Here is a 19456-nt window from a genome sequence, read left to right on the forward strand (position 1 = left end):
CCCAATTTTACTGTGGAGAGCGATATTTATGTTAAACCGCTTTGTAGTGTTACGTATCAACGGGTTATTGTGACATTCACCCGGGTTAGTGCGATTCCGCGAGCGGCTATTCCTGAAATCAAAAAATTGTATCCCGCTCATAATGGAGATGCACCAGTATTAATAAGAATTGAAACAAAAGCTGGACATGGTGCAGGTAAACCGACAACAAAGATTATTGAAGAAGCTGCGGATAAGTGGGCATTTTTGGTGAAGACTTTGGGAGTAGAGGATTTTAGATTTTAGATTTTAGATTTTAGATTTTGGATTGAGGTTTGTGGATTTAGGGTGCGTTATGGATATCTTTTTCTAACGCATCGCTGTTCTAGCTTTGTGTATCTCTAATTGGGGTTTGCTGAAAAAATCAGCCCGTCAGAGCGGTAGGTAACTTTATAATTTATATTTAATAATTATTAGTTCATATCGGTTATCTATTTGTAGTGGGAGCGTCTCGCTCCCTATTAGCAACCAGGGAGCGAGACGCTCCCACTACCTCTACCACTCAAAATGAATGATTACGTGAATTCCACGACTAGGCTTGATTACGGTGAGCAAATACTTTGTGCTTCTGCTTGCAATTGGCTGTTAGATGCGCCACTTTTTATTTTATTTGTAATATTATCAAAATCGCGAATTATATCCCAATTGCTACTTGATGCTTGCTCAAATCCACTCCATCCCATAATATTAAGAACTGTTTGATTTTGATAATTGTAGAAAAAATCTTGAATATTTTTCTTAATGTTTTCTGGTAAATCTTTACGATAAGCTATGGGGTCACTGGGAATAATCCGAGATTCCCACAAAACTTCGATTTTTTCATAAGCTTGGGGATGACTTTTTTGCAGACGAGCTAAAGCCTCACTGTTATTTGTCGCAATATCTACACGTTCATCCGCTACAGCAAGTGCTGTTGCTTCATGACTGCGAAGAAAAGATGGTGGGTTAGTCAAAACTGTTTCGGGTTCGATACCATTTTTCGCAAAAACGCACAAATTTGGAATTAAAAAACCAGAAGTAGAATTTTTATCGTTGAAAGCAAATGTGAGTAATAAACCATTTTTAATTCCATCAATTATATATTTATCACTTTGGTTTTTATCCAGGGATTTTAATTGTGAAACTATTGACTGATTTTTATTCGTAATTAAATATGAGTAATAACCTCTACTACCATCATTATTTACAGTTTGAGCAAATGCTTCAATCTGATTTTTTTTGGCTGCTTCGATGTAGGATTGACCACCAAACCAAGCAATCTGAGCATCATTATTATTGATTGCTTCAATCACTTCTTTGTAACTTTGTACAGGCAAAATATTGACCGAAATTCCTAATTTCTTCTCCATATCTTTAATGAAGTTATTCCAATTCTCCTGCTCTGCTAAAGTTTTAAAATCCAATGTGGGAAGAATTGCAAATTTAATTACTTTAATAACTGGGAGAATCGATGTGGAGAGAGGAGTCGGAGATGCTACAGGTAAGGGAGGTATTACAGGATTATCTAGGATTTTTTGAACAATAAATGCAGATGCAAAACCAGTAATCACCAAACTAGTACTTACAATAATTTTACGACGTGGAAATTTTCCTATTGGTTGTAAATTCGTAGTTACTGGTACAACAGTCTCGTCAGGTGGAATATCTTCTTGAGAAGTTTTATGTTCTACTTTTTGCAAGTATTTAACTAATACTAAAACACAACATATTATAAATAGTAGAATTAGCAGCATAAATAATGCCTGATTTACATTAATGTTTAGTTTGTTTAAATTACTAGATATTCGGGAACTAATTAAACTGAGAATTACTCCTAAAAATATCTCAAAAAACATTAATAATAGTATTTTTATTCGTCCGTCTATTTCTCTAAACTTCATGTTTAAGTTAGTAAGAGATTTTTTTAATCAAATTATAATAAATAATAACTTAAAATTAAATGACTAGAAAAAGCAAAATCATGATTAACGACATCTGACATTACCTTGCTTTTAGTAATACGATGATGGTCAGCATACTCTTTTATCCTCTCATCTAATTTTGGAGGGATTCTCATACTAAACTGCATTGAATTCAGAAAGCGAAACCACATCACAACCGCAGTGTAGCAGCGCTTTAATCAAAATTATAGCTAAGAAGATTACATCTACAAAAACCCCGCCGATTCATACAACCGTTTCACCAACGCCACAATCTTCTCTCCATATTGCAAATCTGCTTCCCATCTCCCCGATAAATCCGTTACTAACGGCGCTATACCCCGCGTCACAAACCGAAATCTCGGATCTACCACTTCCTGAGCTAAAGGTTCCAAACTAGCGTAAGCTTTTAAATGTTGAATATGAGCGCGGACTCCAATTCTCGCACTAGGAAATGATGCTGTTTCGCTTCCACCACCGATAGTTCCTAATCCGGCAAAGTTATTTTGTTGCGGTTGTATATCATCCCCAAAACGTAAAAATCCGGTTTCCAAACACATTTGACAAAAAGCAATATCGTGATTCACTCCCTCAATTCCAGCTTCTTCTCGATACAGTTTGGGTATGTCAGGAAACTTCACCAAAGCATCTTGATTATTGTCTCTCAAAAAGATTTGTAACTGTACTTCTGAAGTTGCACCACGAGACATGATTTGACTAATTTGGTTAGGACAAATTGCCAAATTTGACTTTAAAATTACGGTACGACTGGCAGCATCCCAACCGATTGATATATTAAATTCTCGTAATTCTACTGCTTTGACATAAACTATTCTGCGGTAGCTCAGACGACGTACATTAGTAGCTTTTGATAAGTCAATTTGCAAACGGTCAACTAAATCTATGGGAATATAGGCATTACCGTTAACTAATATTCCTTGCTCTGAATAATTTTGACCGTTAATTTGAATATTAATTGCTGGATAAGTTGGTTCCGGTGCCGGAGTTGAACCTGGATCAATTACGCGACTCCATGCTACAATTCCATCAGCTATCCCCACCGCAAATTCCCGACGACGGGTTTGTAATAAAGCACGGTCTTGGGCACTGGTCAGGAAAATAACTTGCATTAACAAAGACGCGATCGCAACTTGACGAGTAAATATCAACTGTCCCATCCCAGTTGCAGTATCCGGCTTCACCCCCCGACTATTTAACTGCGGAACCCGACGTAGCAGCCCCATCAACAGGGTTTCGGCATTGCTTTTACGTTCTTCGTTATTAGCAATATAATAGACACTAGCGCCGTTTACAGCAGGACTAGAAGCAGAATCGGCATGAATTTCCACCGCTACATCATTACGATTACCACGGGAATTTATCCACTCAATACTCGCTCTAGCACTCAAAGAATCTGGAACCGAAAGAACTTCAAACCCACGCGCCCTTAATTCCGTTAAAATTAAATCTCGTAGTAAAATCATTTCCTTGGCTTCAGTTGTCCCACCCGCAATAAAACCTGGATCTATACCTCCTGTTTCCTTACCCCCGTGACCTGCTGAAATAAAAATACGTCCCATCTTCAGTATTTCCTCTGATTAAAAGTTATCGTAAAAGATTGTTTACACCATTCTGGTACTGGGGACAAGGATATAAAGGTTAAAGGTCAAAGGTTAAAGGTCAAAGGTTAAAGGTTAAAGGCAAGAGGCAAGAGGCAAAAGGCAACTATCAACCATCAACCAACCACCATCAACTAACAACCAACAACTAACAACCATCAACTAACAACCATCAAATTATGCAAATCCCCCGCTTGCACCAAGATACTATTGAAGAAGTCAAACAACGGGCTGACATTGTTGATGTCATATCAGAACGAGTTGTTTTACGCAAGCGTGGTAAGGATTTTTTAGGATTGTGTCCTTTCCACAATGAAAAAACTCCCAGTTTCAGTGTTAGTCCTAGCAAACAGATGTATTTCTGTTTTGGCTGTCAAGCTGGAGGGAATGTAATCAAATTCATGATGGAGTTGGATAAACGCTCTTTTGCTGAAGTTGTCTTAGATTTAGCACGACGCTATCAAGTACCTGTACAAACTTTAGAACCCGAACAACGACAAGAATTACAGCGTCAAATATCGGAGCGTAAACAAATATACGAAGTTCTTGAGGTGGCTTCGCGTTTTTATCAACACGCTTTATGGCAACCAAGTGGGGAAGTTGCTTTAGAATATCTTCAACAACAGCGCAAGTTAACAGATGAAACTATTAAAAAGTTTGAGTTAGGTTATGCTCCGGTTGGTTGGGATATTTTGTATCGCTATTTAGTTGAAGATAAGCGGTATCCGGTACAGTTATTAGATAAAGCAGGATTAATTAAATCTCGTGCAGAAGGTAGAGGTTATTATGATGCTTTTCGCAACCGTTTGATGATTCCTATTCATGATATTACCGGGAAAGTAATTGCTTTTGGTGGTAGAACTTTAGGTGATGAACAACCCAAATATTTAAATTCACCCGAAACCGAAGTTTTTCATAAAGGTAGAACTTTATTCGGATTAGATAAAGCGAAATCTGGTATTTCCCAATTTGACCAAGCTGTGGTGGTGGAAGGTTATTTTGATGTTATCGCTCTTCATGCAGTTGGAATTAATAATGTTGTTGCTTCTTTGGGTACGGCTTTAAGTATTGAACAAGTACGTTTAGCCATGCGTTACAGCGATTCTAAACAGTTAATTCTCAATTTTGATGCGGATAAAGCTGGAACTCTTGCAGCAGAAAGAGCAATCGGTGAAGTTGCGGATTTAGCTTATAAGGGTGAAGTTCAACTCAAAATTCTCAATATTCCTGATGGGAAAGATGCTGATGAATATTTGTTTAGTCATACTTCAGAAGATTATCAACAACTGTTAGTAAATGCACCTTTATGGTTAGATTGGCAGATTGAACAAATTACTACAAATTGCGATTTAAAACAAGCTACAGATTTTCAAAAAGTCTGTCAGCAAATGGTTAAATTATTAAAGAATATAGATAATACTGATACGCGAGATTATTATGTTTCTCGTTGTGCGGAAATACTCAGTTTGGGAGACACCAGACTTACTCCATTACGAATAGAAAATTTATTAACTCAAATTTCTCCTCATCATAAACAAGGAGGAGGAAGTTATAAAAATAAAAGTTATACACCTCCATCTTCAAACCGTGAACTTAAAGATAATTCTGGGAATGCTCTCAAACCAATTCCTAAAGAATACAGTCTTTTAGAAGAAGCGGAAGGTTTATTATTACTAATTTATTTACATTCTCCAGAATACCGGAAAACGATTATTGAAAGTTTAGAAGCCAGAGATTTACAATTTAGCTTGTCTCATCACCGATTTTTATGGCAACAAATTGTCGAAATTCAATCAGGAGATATTTCTAATCCAAATTATTCAAAAGAATTAATCTCAACTTTGCAAGATAGATATTCAGAATTCCCCGAAGAAATGGAATTAGTGTCTCATTTATTCCACTTAAATGAAACAGCCCAACAGCAAATAATTCGCACTCCTCTGCAAATTTTAAGAGCAACTCTGAGCATGGAAAAAGGATTGCGAGAAAAACGCTTCCGTCACTTTTACGAACTTTGGGAGCAAACCAATCCAGAAACCGAACCGCAACAATATCAATCTTATTATCAAGCTTTTATGGCTGAAAAAAAACGTTTGAAAGAATTAGATCAACAGCGATGTTTTTCTATCGGAGAATCTTAATCTAATTGATGTCCGTTTTGAGAAGTCGGGTTTTTATAAGTATTGTCTGCTGTTACAAATAAGTAATCTAAAAACCCGACTTCTGATATTGGTTTTGAAAAGTCGGGTTTTTATATATCATCTGAGGATAATTAGTTATTATTCCCTATTCCCTGATGATTCCATATACTTAATTACGAACAATATAAAGTATCGCGAGTATTGCGCCCTGTGGTAGGATTAGTACCTTTGGCTAATTGACACAATTTGTCTTGCTCGTCGTTACGTAATAGCACATCGGTAAAATCAGCACCATCGATAATCGCACCGTCGAATCTCGCGTTGGATGCAAATGCACCTTCTAACACTGCATTTCTCAAATCTGCTTTAACTAAACGTGCTGAATCTAAAGTCGCATATCTGAGGTTGGTATTGCTTAAATTTGCTGACTCCAAATTAGTCGCAAAAAATCTCACACCCTGCAAATTAGAATTACTAAAGTTGCTATCCCGAAGATTCGCTTTGGTAAAACTAGAATCCGTTAAATCGCGATTGGAGAAATCAGCTTCGATTAAAATTTCTTTGTCGTAATCCAATGCAAAAGCCTGAGAAGTTAGATGTGACGGCAAAATACAAACTATTCCCCAAAACAATAAACTAAATATACTTACCTTAATCCAGTTGCTTTTAGTAAAAATCATGATAATTTAGCTGCTCATGACGAACCATTCTTCCTCTCATTATCCCGATATTGGAGCTTTAGGTGAAGACTTTGTAACCCAATGGCTCAAATCTACGGGTTGGATAATTCTACATCGTCGCTGGCACTGTCGTTGGGGAGAAATTGATATTATTGCCGAAAGCGAAGATAATTTGGGTACCCTTACCTTAGCATTCGTCGAAGTCAAAACCCGTTCTCCGGGTAGTTGGGATGCTCAAGGAAGAATGGCGATCGCACGAAAAAAACAAGTTAAACTTTGCCGCACTGCTGCAATGTTTCTGGCAAAGTTTCCTGAAAAAGCAGACTATCTTTGTCAATTTGATGTGGCTATTGTTTGCTGTCAGAGAAAAATAACTAGAACAAATTCTTTAGCCAGTTTATCGGTATCGGGATATTATTTAACCTTAGAAGAATACATTGCCGCAGCATTTGAGTATTCAATTGACAATGAGTAATATTCGTGATAAATACAAATAGATAAATTACCGATTATCAATTAATAACCACCTAGCGATAAGAGTTGCATACAGCAACAATTCTCATGCTAGGGTTTCCGGACAGTAGCCCAATCCTCTGACAAATTGTTGTCGGAATGCTTCAATTTCTTCTTTGTCGGGGCTACCGTGAGAAACAATAGCGACTTGATAACGACGCATGACTTCAACCGGATTTTGTTGTGCTTCCAAACTCCAAAGCGCCATTTGTACTCGCATTGGAGGTTCGTAACGAATTCCTAACTCGTTCAAAAAAGACCGGATATCACCATCTAAATCAGGAGAAATCTGATAATCAAGTTTGACTCTAACCACCCAACCATCTATCTGATGAATTACGGTGATGAAGGAAACGGGTATCCGGGGTCTAGCGTGCAAATATTGAACTACCCTTAAAGTTAAACTGGCATTTGCCAGGTAATACAAATATTCCATCTTAGTGCTTGGGATCAAAGCCAACTTTACATCTCTACATTTCTATTATTGATATATAGACCCCCAACTCCGGTAGGGTAAAAGCCCCCGTTTTTAGATGGGGAGGTTTACCCAATTTTTATCTTCTATTTTCCGTATTACTTAAATATACTCTAATTCCTCATATGCTTAATATCACTTAGGGTTAATAATGTAGATTTCTTTTATAAACTATAATTTAGATTTTTAATCTTAAAAAACTATAAATATCAATGCAGCAACCACCTTTTACGGGAAAACCCAATTCTTCTGAGTCGGAAACCTACTTATCTCAAGCTATTTACCCTTCAAGTCAAATTACTACAGACGTTAATTTAGACCGTTCCTTAGATGGATACGACTATGATTTACCTCCCCAATTAATTGCTCAAAACCCCGTTGTTCCCAGAGATAGTTCCCGCTTATTGGTCGTAGATTCACTTAATACTGGGATACAAAAATTACCTCAAAATCGCATTTTTCGCGATTTACCAGTAATTCTTCGTCCCCAGGATTTACTAGTAATGAATGATACCAAGGTCATACCAGCGAGGCTATACGGACGTAAATCTACGGGAGCAGAAATAGAAGTGTTGCTGTTGGAGGAATTGCAGCACAATTGTTGGTTAGCATTAGTTAAACCGGGAAAGCGATTCAAACAAGGTAGCGAGATTATTTTTGAGTCGAGGAAAGATAATTCAGAAGCTTGTCAAAAATTAGTTGCGAAAGTTTTGCAGACAGACGAAGCCACAGGAGGAAGATTGCTAGAATTTGATTTACCTCCCCAAACATCTTTATTGCAGCTATTAGATATATTTGGAGAAATACCCTTACCGCCTTATATTACGGCGAGTAATGCCGCAAGCCAACAGTATCAAACAGTTTACGCAGAACATCCTGGAGCAGTTGCAGCACCCACAGCGGGATTGCATTTTACTCCAGAATTATTAGAAACATTGCAACAAAGCGGAATTAATCGAGCTTTCGTCACCTTACACGTGGGAGTAGGTACATTTCGTCCCGTGGAAGTAGAAGATGTCACCACTCACGAAATGCATAAAGAATGGATTGAAGTACCAGTCGAAACAGTAGAGCAAATCCGTGCTACTAAAGCCAAAGGTGGAAGAATTATTGCAGTTGGAACAACGGTAGTACGTGCATTGGAAGCAGCAGCAAAACAAGGGGAATTACAGCCATTTTGTGGTGAAACCAATTTATTTATATATCCTGGTTATAAATGGCGAGTAGTGCAAGGTTTGATTACCAATTTTCATTTACCACGTTCGAGTTTATTAATGTTGGTAAGCGCTTTAATTGGGAGAAAACGATTATTGAGTGTATATCAAGAAGCAATAAAAGCTCAATATCGTTTTTATTCCTTCGGTGATGCCATGTTGATATTACCTGAAGCAGTTGACAGTTGACAGTTGACAGTTGATGGTTGATAGTTGTTAGTTGTTAGTTGATAGTTAACCTTTGACCTTTGACCTTTGACCTTTGACCTTTGACCAAAGAACGAGACGCAAGCCCCTGGCTTCAGACATGGGGATAAGTCGGTAGGGATTTAAAAATCCCTCAAAACGATTGTGTGGGTTTAGCCACAGTGATATAATCGTAGTCAGAAAAAGCAAGTAAGAATAACCATCTACGTGTTGAAACATCCTAGTACGGAGCAATCCCGGCAACGGACATATCCAACTTGATTTGGAATAGTTAAAGGGCAAATAATGGCAGGATGTTGAGCGTACCTAATTGGCGTTGTGATGGACTCGGAAAGCGTAAAAAAAATAAAAAGTAAGCGCAATTGCAATACAAGAATGTGCTGGTAGTTGTTTTGAGCGTCTAGGGTGTTTTTGCCAGCACCATTGAAACTTCGTTTATGGAGTCTTCAAGAATCCCCCGGCTTTAGACGTGGGGAGTGTCAACTACTCAAAAATTATTCAAAGAACTTCAATTTTACTCTCCATCATGGGCATTCTAACTTAAACAGCATCTAGTAATAAGTGCAGGGAAAGCCTAAAATGTCTCAAAAATTTGCAAATATTCAGCGTATTATTCGCGCTGCTGTTCCTTTACTATTTTGCTCCTGTGCTACCTTCGTGGGAATTGCGATCGCGGATTTACCGGGAAATAAGCTTTTAGCACAAACCGCTCTCACTCAAGATTTAGAAGCTGCTGGCTTGTTTCAGCAGGGAGTTATGCGTTATAATAGGGGCGATTTACAAGGGGCTGAATCAGCTTTACGGGCTGCTTTAAATCGCGATTCTAATCTTGGTGCAGCACGGAATTATTTAGGTAATATTTTTTATCGGCAAAATCGTTTGGATGCAGCGGTACAAGAGTATGGAGAAGCAATTCGTCTTAATCCCGACTTAGCAGAAGCTTATTATAATTTGGGTTTAGCGTTGCATAAACAAGAACAAAATGAAGCTGCAATTACCGCTTACCGTCAAGCATTAATAGTTGAGCCGACAATGGCTAATGCTCAATATAATCTGGGATTGGTATTGTATCAACAAGGACAAAAAGAAGAGGCGATCGCGGCTTACGAGCAATCAATCCATCTTGACAGGAATAATGCCAATGCTTACTTTAATTTAGGAATAGCTTTGCAGCAACAAGGAGATACAGCTAAAGCGATTTCTGCTTACCGAGAAGTGTTACTGTTAAATCCCCAGAATATTGCAGCCTATAATAATTTAGGTGGTTTATTAGCGCTTAGAGGTCAAACTCCCGAAGCGATTGAGACTTATATTCAAGCGATTCGTCGCATTCCAAATAATCCTTCTGCATATTACAATTTGGGAGTAGCTTTTTACAAGCAAGGAGAATTGAAGAAAGCTCAACAAGTTCTTAAACGCGCTCATAAAGAATATCGCAAACAAGGTAACATTGAACAAACAGAAGTCATTGAGCAGTTGATGCAAGAAATTGTTTCATCTCAAAATCAACAGCAACCAGCAACAGCAGTTGAAGATGCTTCTGAGTCGTCTGTTGTTATTCCTGGTAATGATCAAGGGGAACAGCCTTCAGAAACTTCAGAAAATCGTGAAATTGAATTTTCTGGAGAATCACCTTCTGAAACGGAAATACCAATAACAACAGAAGAAGATTTTGGATTTCAGTAAGTTTCCAGTTTGAATATTGGATAATTATTCAGGATAATTAAACCATAATTTTCGTAATTCTATCAGGTATATAACAATTTTAAAAACCCGGATGTTTTTTTGAAAAAGACCGGGTTTTTTTATTTATGATATTTCGACTACATATATAGCTGTAGCCATTAGGAGATTCCCCCTATTCCCTCAACAGCAAAATATGATGTCCTATATGACCATTGCGATGGTTTTTTAATATGAGATTAAATCTCATTTAAATGAATATTATTTAAATTATGGTGAATTAATTTAATTATTAAATGTTTTTATTATTAGCGTAGTTCAAACATCAAATTATCAAAAAATACTTGTATATAATATTTTTGGCATACTTCCTATATTTAAAGTTAATTGTTGTATTTGTAACAATTAATCATCACAAAAAATATATTTTTTATTTGAGTTAGTTATTGCATTTATCCAATTTCATCAAATTATTGTTCGATTGTAAATCGAAATACACGTATCACTATTAATTACTCGAAGCCAAAAATCATATAGGTTTCCTAAATGTCGCTATCTGAACAACAGAATCAATTTGCTCAATCTTCACATTTTATAGTTTGTGGTTTGGGTAGTTTAGGTCAACATTGTGTCAAGCTACTCAAAAATTTTGGTGTATCTGTAATTGCAATTGATAAACAAGAAAGGATTAAATGGGAAGTTGATGGGATAGCAAATTCTATTAAAAATAATTATTTAGTTGGCGATATTCAAGAATTAGATATTTTACAACAAGCTAATATCAAAGAATGTCGAGCGATATTGATAGTTACAGATGATGAATTAGTAAATATAAAAGTAGCCCATGAGATAAGTAAACTTAATCTTCAAGCTCGTATAATTGTACGCTCATCCCAAAAGAATTTACATGATAAAAACGAGCTAAATATAAATAATTTAATAGTTTGTGATGCAACAGAATTACCAGCACAAGTAATTGCAACTCGTGCTTTAGGAGATGAAAATCGCGGTTTTTTTCAATTGGAAGATGAATGGGTGGGGATATTTAAAGTTAAAATTCATCCCTATCATAAATGGCGGAGTCGTCAATTACATCAAATTAATACTAAAGATTGTCGAATACTCAGTCATATTCCCGCGAGAAAACAGCTTCCCACTTTATTTCACAAATGGAAACCTAATTTAATCTTGCATCCCAATGATGAAGTTATTTATATAGAAGTTAATAATAAGTTAGTTAATTTATATGGTGAATCTTCTTCTTTACCCTCAGAAAAAGATAGTAGTTTGAAGCATAAAATCATTGATTTTTTATCTAGAAAAAAAGGCGGGCAAAAAGCTCTGGCTTTACAAGAATGGATTAAACAGCAAATCAATCAACCAATTATCCGCATCGTATTCTTAACTTGGTTGATTTTATTAATTATTGGTGTTGTAATTCTAACTATTACTTTAGAATACCATCCATTCAAAGCTTTATATACCTCTGCTGTGATGCTTTTGGGGGGATATGATGCTGTTTATTTGAGAGACGATAAACAAACAATCTTACAACCAGAGATATTAGAAAGATTGATAAATTTTTTCTATATGCTCAGCGGTATCCTATTGATGGGTGTATTACAAGCTTGGTTAACTCAATGGGTATTAAACGAAAAATTTCAGCAGTTATTTATTTATCCTAAACGTAACCATATTGTGGTAATTGGTTTAAGTCAACTGGGAGAGAAAATTGCAGATTTTCTACAAAAATGGCAGCAACCAGTATTTGCAATGAATGATAAAAAGGTAAAAGGTCATGTTTTATCACAAATGCAATTATTAATTGGTAATTTTCTTGATAATTTACAAAAAGTAAATCTTGCCAATGCTAAAAGCGTTGTTGTTGTCACCGATAATGAAGATGACAATATCAATATTAGTTTAAAAGCTTATCAAGTAAATCCTAACTGTACCTTAATTATTCGCACTTTTGACTATCATAAAACCAACGAAATTAAGGAATATTTACCTTACGCAAAAGTAATTAATGATTATGAACTTTCAGCCGAAATATTTGTAAGTAATGCTTTTGGTAAACACATTCGTAATATGTTGCGGATGAACGAGCAAACTATTTTAGTTGCAGAATACACGATTAAACAAGGAGATACCTTAAATGGATATTTCTTGTTTGAAATTGCTTATGGTTATGAAGTCGTACCTATTCTCTACCAAACATATAAACAATCCCATCCTAAAATCATGCCTAGTTACTGGGATAAATCGCCTTTAGAAGCTGGCGATAGAATTGTTATTCTGGGAAATTTTGATAGTTTACAAAAAATTGAAAATGGCGATCGCCAACTTCCCAATTGTAAATTAATTGTCAAAGAAGCACCATCCCAAGATGTCATACTCAAAGCGGCTGCGATTATCGCTTTTGTTTGTGGCTGTAACAAAAAAATGGCGCGAAATTTAATGAATAATTTACCCGCTACCCTTGACTATCCCATATATAAACATCAAGGACAATTGTTATTAAGAAGGCTGAAAAAGTATGGTGTTGATGCGACTTTAGTTGAAAATTAATCGAGGAATTTATAATTAGAAAACATCGCAGCTTGACCAAAATATTGATTTTCTGTGTCCAAAAGGTTTCATATCATACCTTTTTCTATGTGAAAACGCTTACCGCTACTGGAAATACGAATCCCCGAATAACGAGTAAAACCTTTAATAGTAGTTTCAGCTAAAAGGCGATCGCGCTCTTTTTGAACTACTTCCTGTGCGGATTGACGTGAAGGCATTGAGGTAAAATCTTCCCAAAAAAGTTCCCATAGTTGTAACGCTTTGCGATTACCGTAGTTAAAAATTGGATCTGCTTCTATACCATGAGATACCAAAGCAAAATCAGCTTCAAATAATGCTTTTGTTACTTCTTCAATAGAACCTGTACAATTTAACAAAGTATGTCCAGTCCAACGCTCGAAACTCAACATCAAAATTTGACTATGATGTACTATTGTATTTTGTTGCCAAGGTTGAATATTATTAGTAGTCATTTCAATCATGTTTGTGTTTAAGTTTCACATTAATCAAATAATCATAGCTGTAAATTATGTAGAGACTAGGATGACAATCACAGAAATCGGGTTTTGATCAGATTTATCTTATTTTACAAATATTTATCCTAAAAACCTGACAAATCACACCACTTTTCTTTTCAAGATGGCTATTTAACTAAGTATATTTGGTAATAGTTTCAGAGGATGTTTTAAAATGTCTAATTTCATACTTTATCTTTCAAAACATCTTCTCAGATTTAAGTTCAAGAATTAATCGAATTTACGAAAAAAAGGTGAGTAACACCCACCTTAAAATGTATTCGCCAAATCTACTTGTTTATAGAATCAATTTTAAATAGATTTATTTCGGAAAATTATCCTTATTTTGTTGCCGTAAAAACAATAGTTATTTCAATAATAGCTGTAGGCGTTTTTATTCGGACATTTACAGCATTTTGCAGATAAATGAGGTACACTTTTATGCTATGAAGCTCTTGTCGGATGGGCATCCCTGCCTGTCCGAATTTGCCTTATAAAGATGAAATATGCTGTATATGTTCCCCCCAACCCTATTCCCTGTTGCCTTTATGACAAATAGTAAGTCGTGACGACTCCACACACCTCCCCTTCGGGGTAGGTGTGGGCTTCTGAAGAAGAAGCGCGTCATTAGCTTGAGTAGCCCGATATGCAAGGGTTACTACGTTTCCCAAGAATGTATAGGCACTCCGGGACATAGGGCTAGCAACCCGTTTCCTAGTCCCGTGACACTGCGGTTAGTGATTAAACATTTCTACTGGTAGAGGGAAAGTGTTACTAGCGTGAAACCTTGGAAAAACATTGGCAAAGGAAACCACCTGCAAGGGTCGAACTCATTATTAGTTCAAACAAAAAAAATGAAAGCATTAGTTATCAACAAACACGGACAACCGTTAATGCCCACAACCCCAAGAAAAGCGCGAATTCTTTTACAATCTGGCAAAGCCAAAATTGTAGGAAGAGATCCGTTTACGATTCAGTTGATTTATGGCAGCAGTGGTTACAAGCAACCTATCTCGTTAGGGATTGACGCTGGATATAAACACGTTGGGTTTAGCGCCGTCAATGAGAAAGAAGAATTGATGGGTGGAGAAATAGAACTTTTAGATGGGGTGTCAGAGCGCATCACTGAAAAGCAGAAATACCGCAGAACTCGCCGCAATAGATTGCGTCATCGTGCAAAACGGTTTGATAATCGCAAATGTAAAAAAGGCTGGTTAGCTCGATCAATTCAGCACAAGCTAGATGCTCATTTGCGGTTCGTAGAGCGTGTTAAATCTAGGCTACCCATTACCAAAATAACGGTGGAGACAGCTAAATTTGACATTCAGAAAATTAAAAACCCAGACATTCAAGGTGAAGAATACCAGCAAGGAGAACAGCTAGGATACAGAAACTTAACAAACTATATTCGTCATAGGGACGGGTACAAGTGTCAAAATCCTGATTGTAAAAATAAGAGTGCTGATAAAGTTCTTCAAGTTCACCACATCGGGTACTGGCAAAATCCGCCAGATAGAAGCAATCGACCCAGTAACTTGATTACTCTTTGTGATAAGTGCCATAGTTCACCCAATCACAAAAAAGGAAAGATTTTGCACGGATGGCAACCAAAAGTTAAGTCATTCAAAGCAGAAACTTTCATGTCTACTATATACAAACGAATATTAGAAGAACTGGGTGCAGAACAAGCTTTTGGCTATGAAACGGACTTGAAGCGGTTAGTATTGAAGCTCGAAAAAACTCACCACAATGATGCTTTCATTATTGCTGGAGGTGAGACTCAGCGCATTATAGAACCTTTAATGATTGAGCAAATTCGTCGTCACAAAAGGTCGATGGAACAGTTTTATGATGCCAAATACATCGATAAACGTACAGGAGAAAAAGTCAGTGGTTCTATCTTGAATTCTGGTAGACGTACCCGCAATAAAAACTTAAACGGAGAAAACCTGAGAGTTTATCGTGGGTTAAAAGTTTCTCGCGGACAACGACGCATTAAGAGGCAACGTTATCGTTACAACCCCAACGATTACGTGATGTTTGAAAACAGTGTTTATCGAGTTGTTGGAATGCAAAACTTAGGAACTGGAGTCAAGTTAGCCAACTATCCTGGTGTTGCAAACAAGGTTGTTAATGTCAACAAAGTCCATCCCATTAGAAAGAGAAGTGGTCTATGTGTCCGCGCATAGTTTGGCGATTCCTCAACCATCTCACTTCCTGGTTGAGTTGCAGTCAACTTTGGTCGGAGATGGTTTCGTCACCGCCCCGTCTTCATCCCACACTGATCCGGAGTACCGGATTCAGTTGTGGGGCTTCTGACGGGCTAGCTAACCGAGATGTCCACTGCTATAAACTAAATTAAACTTTAAAGCATTGCGATACATTCAATTTCAACCAAAACATCCTTTGGTAAACGAGAAACTTCAACACAAGCGCGAGCGGGAGCGGATGCTTCATCAAAGTATTTTGCGTAAACTGCATTTACCGCCGCAAAATCACCCATATTTTTTAAAAATACAGTGGTTTTGACAACATTTTCAAATGTCGCACCAGCTTCCGTTAAAATAGCTTCCAGATTAGCCATTACTCGTTCCGTTTGCTTCGTCACATCGTCAGTGTAAACCACACTTCCCGCTCTCGGATCGATCGCAATTTGTCCCGCAACAAAAATCATTTCACCCGATGCCATAATCGCTTGATTATAAGGTCCCACTGGTGCGGGTGCGTTATCAGTTTTAATAACTTTACGAGTCATAGATTCTACCTGAGAATAAGATGCTGCCGATTCTTGATATATTTCCCCATCTGGCATTATCGCACCAGTTAGGTCTGTATTTTCAAATGTCGCCCCATAAATATTCGCATTAGTTAAATCGGCTTTTCTTAGGTTGGCGTTATTTAAGTTGGCTTTGGTGAGGTTAGCGTTTTGTAAATCGGCTCCTTGAAGGTTTGCATTTTGTAAGCAAGCTTTTGTCAGGTTTGCATCTTTTAAATATACTCCTACCAAATCAGCATCAGCTAAATTTGCCCCTGATAAATCGCATTGTTTCAAATCTGCTCCCCTGAGTTTGCATTTTTGAAGATTAGTATTTTTAAGCAATGCATCGCTTAAATCTGCTTGAGTTAAATCAGTTTCAGCCAAGTTTACTTGAATAAAACTTGAATTAAATAATTTCGCTCCTGTAAGATTCGCTTTGAATAATGATGTTTTATTGAACTCGATATCATTTAATTGAGTATTGGTAAGATTAGCATTATCCAAATTAGCGTTTTTAAATTCCGCCTTACATAGTTCGGCTTTACTCAAATCAGCATCAGCAAGTTCTGCTAACGTAAAATTCGCATGACAACCATTTATTCCACTTAAGTTGGCTTTCAATAGAGATGCTCTACTTAAATTTGCAGAATTGAGGTTTGCTTTACTCAGGTTCACTTGATCTAAATTGCATCCAGCCAAATCTGCTCCTTGTAAATCGATTCCGCTTAAATCAGCACCTTTTAAATCCAATCCTCTCAAATTTATATTCTTAAACTTCCGATCGCCACCTGCATATTTTGTTAAAAGTTCTTCAGCGTTCATCATGCACCTTTAAATACAATTTACTCAGTATAATCTCGTTTTTTTTGTATTAAAGGTGACTAAAAAATAAAATGTCGAAAATTTGCGAACAAGCCCAGCATTCTACCGGGAAAGATAATTCCCGGCTAAAAAGATAATCAATCTAAAATCTAAAATTTTAAATCCTTGGTCGTATTCCATAATGCCGATATCGCCAATAATCTTGCAAAATGCGATCGTGATCGAAACATAAATTATCAGGAATCCGCCAAGATTCAAAAATCGCTGCATCTTTAGCATCATCCCCAGCTTTTGGTTCACCTTTTGCGATCGCAATAAATACAATACTTATCGTATGCTTACGTGAATCCCGTTTGGGATCGGAATATACGTGAAACTGTTCGATTAACTCTACGGATAAACCAATTTCTTCCAAAGCTTCCCTTCTGGCTGCGGTTTCCACAGCTTCCCCATAATCAACAAAACCACCAGGAATAGCCCAACCGAGAGGTTCATGATGACGTTCAATTAATACTATTGGTCGATGTGGTTTATCAATTAATTCTATGATGATATCTACTGTTGGAGCGGGATTGCGATAATTCATGAAATTTGGGATTTTAGATTTGAGATTTGAGATTTTATTTAGACTTCCTTAATATCCTCCGGAAATCATTCTGATGCTCTTAACTCTTAACCACCAACAACTATCAGTTATCAACTAACCACTAACCACTAACAACTAACATTGTGATAGATTCGATTGGATAAGCTTTTTCTATAGTCAGGATTATTTATGTCTTTTCCGAGAAGCAGCGGTATTTTACTTCATCCTACTAGTTTTCCCAGTCGCTTTGGGATTGGGGATTTGGGTGATGAAGCCTACCGTTTTATTGATTTTCTTAAAGATAGTTATCAGCAGTATTGGCAAATTTTACCTTTAGGGCCAACTGGTTTTGGTAATTCTCCTTATATGTGCTATTCAGCTTTAGCGGGTAATCCACTGTTGATTAGCCCGGAAAAATTGCGCGATCGCGATTTACTTGCGGATGATGATTTCACTAACTTACCTGAATTTCCGTTGGATAATGTAAATTACGAGCAAGTAGAATCAACTAAAATACCTTTATTGAAAAAAGCGTGTTCTAATTTTAAAGCGAATATCACCAAAGAACAGCAACAAGCATTTGAAAAATTTTCCCATTCTAAAGCTTATTGGCTAGATGATTATACTTTATTCATGGCGCTCAAAGATAGTACAGATGGCGCAAGCTGGAATAGTTGGGATGAACAAATCGCTAAGCGTAAACCTAAAGCCATAGAAAAAGCTAAGCAAGAATTAGAAGACCGAGTTTTTTACCACAAATTTCTTCAATTTGAATTTTATAATCAATGGTCGGAATTGAGAAAATACGCCAACGAATGCGGTGTTCAGATTGTCGGCGATATTCCGATTTATGTCGCTCACGATAGCGCCGATGTTTGGGGAAATCCAGATATTTTTTGTTTGGATAAGGAGACTGGAGAAGCCGCGTTGATGGCTGGTGTACCACCAGATTACTTTAGCGCTACTGGTCAATTGTGGGGTAATCCAGTTTACGATTGGAAGCAATTAGAAAAGCAAAAATTCAAGTGGTGGGTACAGCGTTTTGAAGCGATGCTCGATTATGTTGATATTATTCGTATCGACCATTTCCGGGGATTTGAAGCTTACTGGGCTGTACCTTTAGGTGAAGAAACAGCAGTAAACGGTGAGTGGATCAAAGCACCTGGAGATAAGTTGTTTGAAACTATTAAAAAGCAACTTGGTACTTTACCAGTATTAGCGGAAGATTTGGGAACTATCACCCCAGATGTAGAAGCATTGCGGGATAAATTTGATTTTCCCGGTATGAAGGTTTTACAGTTTGCTTTTGGTGGAGATGCTAGCAATCCTTATTTACCCTTTAAAATCGAAGATCATAATTGTGTGATTTACACTGGTACTCACGATAACGATACTACCGTCGGTTGGTACGAAAATGCGACCGACGATGAAAAACGCAATTTATGTTTCTATTTAGGTTCTATAAGTCCCGACGGTGTACATTGGGATATGATTCGTTTAGCCTTGGCTTCTGTTGCCAATGTAGCGATTTTTCCTTTACAAGATATTTTGGGATTAGGTTCCAATGCCAGAATGAATATTCCTAGTAAAGGAGAAGGTAACTGGGAATGGCGTTATCGACATGAAGCGATGAATTCCGAATTATCCCAACGAATGAAAAACTTTGTCGAATTTTTTGGGCGATCGCCAATTAGTTGAGGACAAGGAGATGGGG

At 37.0% G+C, this 19456-nt stretch carries 14 protein-coding genes and 1 pseudogene; 8 read left to right on the forward strand and 7 right to left on the reverse strand.

From position 1 onward, the window contains the following. Positions 1-126: 126 nt before the first annotated feature. Positions 127-285, forward strand: a pseudogene (locus IQ247_RS11545) (prolyl oligopeptidase family serine peptidase); the annotation flags it as partial. A 296-nt stretch (positions 286-581) separates the two neighbouring features. Here IQ247_RS11545 and phnD read toward each other — a convergent pair. Together phnD and tftA are read right to left on the reverse strand one after the other, a co-directional pair. Beyond that, positions 582-1718 (reverse strand): phosphate/phosphite/phosphonate ABC transporter substrate-binding protein, encoded by a 1137-nt coding sequence (phnD, locus tag IQ247_RS11550; RefSeq protein WP_228059659.1) that lies wholly within the window; start codon positions 1716-1718, stop codon positions 582-584. A gap of 467 nt (positions 1719-2185) precedes the next feature. Beyond that, positions 2186-3538 carry a hormogonium tapered terminus morphoprotein TftA gene (tftA, locus tag IQ247_RS11555; protein WP_193920051.1) on the reverse strand — a complete coding sequence of 451 codons (1353 nt, stop codon included), beginning with the start codon at positions 3536-3538 and terminating at the stop codon, positions 2186-2188. A gap of 218 nt (positions 3539-3756) precedes the next feature. Between tftA and dnaG the strand changes: the two genes are divergently transcribed. Further along, positions 3757-5718, forward strand: a complete 1962-nt coding sequence (gene dnaG / locus IQ247_RS11560; protein ID WP_193920052.1) for a DNA primase — start codon at positions 3757-3759, stop codon at positions 5716-5718. Between the two features lie 173 nt (positions 5719-5891). Here the strand turns inward: dnaG and IQ247_RS11565 are convergent, their stop codons facing one another. Beyond that, on the reverse strand, positions 5892-6398 hold the full coding sequence (locus tag IQ247_RS11565; RefSeq protein ID WP_193920053.1) for a pentapeptide repeat-containing protein: 507 nt from the start codon (positions 6396-6398) through the stop codon (positions 5892-5894). A 16-nt stretch (positions 6399-6414) separates the two neighbouring features. Between IQ247_RS11565 and IQ247_RS11570 the strand changes: the two genes are divergently transcribed. Continuing rightward, complete coding sequence (locus IQ247_RS11570; RefSeq protein ID WP_193920054.1) at positions 6415-6873, forward strand: YraN family protein; 459 nt, start codon at positions 6415-6417, stop codon at positions 6871-6873. Between the two features lie 84 nt (positions 6874-6957). Here IQ247_RS11570 and IQ247_RS11575 read toward each other — a convergent pair whose 3' ends face one another. Further along, entirely contained in the window at positions 6958-7347 is a 390-nt protein-coding gene (locus tag IQ247_RS11575) for a hypothetical protein (protein ID WP_193920055.1), read from the reverse strand. Between the two features lie 251 nt (positions 7348-7598). Between IQ247_RS11575 and queA the strand changes: the two genes are divergently transcribed. The 3 genes from queA to IQ247_RS11590 all read left to right on the forward strand — a co-directional run bounded on the left by queA (position 7599) and on the right by IQ247_RS11590 (position 13061). Then, a complete protein-coding gene (queA, locus tag IQ247_RS11580; RefSeq protein WP_193920057.1) occupies positions 7599-8789 on the forward strand; it encodes a tRNA preQ1(34) S-adenosylmethionine ribosyltransferase-isomerase QueA in 1191 nt (396 codons plus the stop codon). Positions 8790-9386: 597 nt separating this feature from the next. Then, complete coding sequence (locus tag IQ247_RS11585) at positions 9387-10493, forward strand: tetratricopeptide repeat protein (RefSeq protein ID WP_193920059.1); 1107 nt, start codon at positions 9387-9389, stop codon at positions 10491-10493. Between the two features lie 543 nt (positions 10494-11036). Continuing rightward, positions 11037-13061 carry a potassium channel family protein gene (locus tag IQ247_RS11590; protein WP_193920061.1) on the forward strand — a complete coding sequence of 675 codons (2025 nt, stop codon included), beginning with the start codon at positions 11037-11039 and terminating at the stop codon, positions 13059-13061. A gap of 68 nt (positions 13062-13129) precedes the next feature. On the opposite strand, the gene IQ247_RS11595 is transcribed toward IQ247_RS11590, so the two are convergent. Further along, complete coding sequence (locus IQ247_RS11595; RefSeq protein WP_228059660.1) at positions 13130-13534, reverse strand: MEKHLA domain-containing protein; 405 nt, start codon at positions 13532-13534, stop codon at positions 13130-13132. Positions 13535-14430: 896 nt separating this feature from the next. On the opposite strand from IQ247_RS11595, the gene iscB reads away from it, so the two are divergent. Then, positions 14431-15765 (forward strand): RNA-guided endonuclease IscB, encoded by a 1335-nt coding sequence (gene iscB / locus IQ247_RS11600; protein WP_193920063.1) that lies wholly within the window; start codon positions 14431-14433, stop codon positions 15763-15765. 176 nt (positions 15766-15941) lie between these two features. Here the strand turns inward: iscB and IQ247_RS33385 are convergent, their stop codons facing one another. Beyond that, positions 15942-17159, reverse strand: coding sequence for a Rid family detoxifying hydrolase (locus IQ247_RS33385; RefSeq protein WP_322745488.1), 1218 nt, complete (start codon positions 17157-17159; stop codon positions 15942-15944). Positions 17160-17313: 154 nt separating this feature from the next. Further along, on the reverse strand, positions 17314-17742 hold the full coding sequence (locus IQ247_RS11610) for an NUDIX domain-containing protein (protein ID WP_193920065.1): 429 nt from the start codon (positions 17740-17742) through the stop codon (positions 17314-17316). Between the two features lie 189 nt (positions 17743-17931). Between IQ247_RS11610 and malQ the strand changes: the two genes are divergently transcribed. Then, a complete protein-coding gene (malQ, locus tag IQ247_RS11615) occupies positions 17932-19440 on the forward strand; it encodes a 4-alpha-glucanotransferase (RefSeq protein WP_193920067.1) in 1509 nt (502 codons plus the stop codon). The last annotated feature ends 16 nt before the right edge of the window (positions 19441-19456 follow it).

The organism is Plectonema cf. radiosum LEGE 06105, from assembly GCF_015207665.1.
GTDB lineage: Bacteria > Cyanobacteriota > Cyanobacteriia > Cyanobacteriales > Nostocaceae > Rivularia > Rivularia radiosa_A.